Origin of the sequence: Streptomyces hilarionis (assembly GCF_024539675.1) — a bacterium.
Classification (GTDB): domain Bacteria; phylum Actinomycetota; class Actinomycetes; order Streptomycetales; family Streptomycetaceae; genus Streptomyces; species Streptomyces hilarionis.
Map to the genome: position 1 here is coordinate 1 of NZ_JAHHIT010000439.1, position 456 is coordinate 456.

The following is a 456-nucleotide window of genomic DNA, read 5'->3' on the forward strand; positions in this document are numbered from 1 at the left end:
GACGATGCGCGGGGCGCCGGTGATGGTGATGCTGCGGGTCGGGTCGCTACGAGTATCCACGCTCCAGACCTTCTGCCCGGTCTTGGCGTCGATGGCTTCCAGGCGGCCATCGAGCACGCCGACATAGACCTTGCCATTCCACACCGCCACGCCACGGTTCACCGCATCGCAGCAGGCTTCACCGGCGCGGGAGCGGTCGGACTGCGGGTCGTATTTCCACAGCAGCTTGCCGTCGCGCGCATCCAGGGCATAGACGATGGAAAACGGCCCGGTGGTGTACATCACGCCATCGACGATGATCGGCGTAGCTTCCACACCGCGATCGATATCCAGCTTGTAGCTCCAGGCCAGGCCGAGCTTGTCGACGTTGCCGTCATTGATCTTCTTCAGTGGGCTGAAGCGTTGTTCGTCGTAGGTGCGGCCGGTGGTCATCCAGTTGCCCGGCTCACTGTCGGC

1 protein-coding gene is annotated in these 456 nt (G+C 63.6%); it reads right to left on the minus strand.

Features of this window, described 5'->3' with window-relative positions; translation table 11 throughout:
* Positions 1-456: outer membrane protein assembly factor BamB family protein (locus KMS84_RS43880; RefSeq protein ID WP_256921315.1), on the minus strand; the 456-nt coding region annotated here is incomplete at both ends.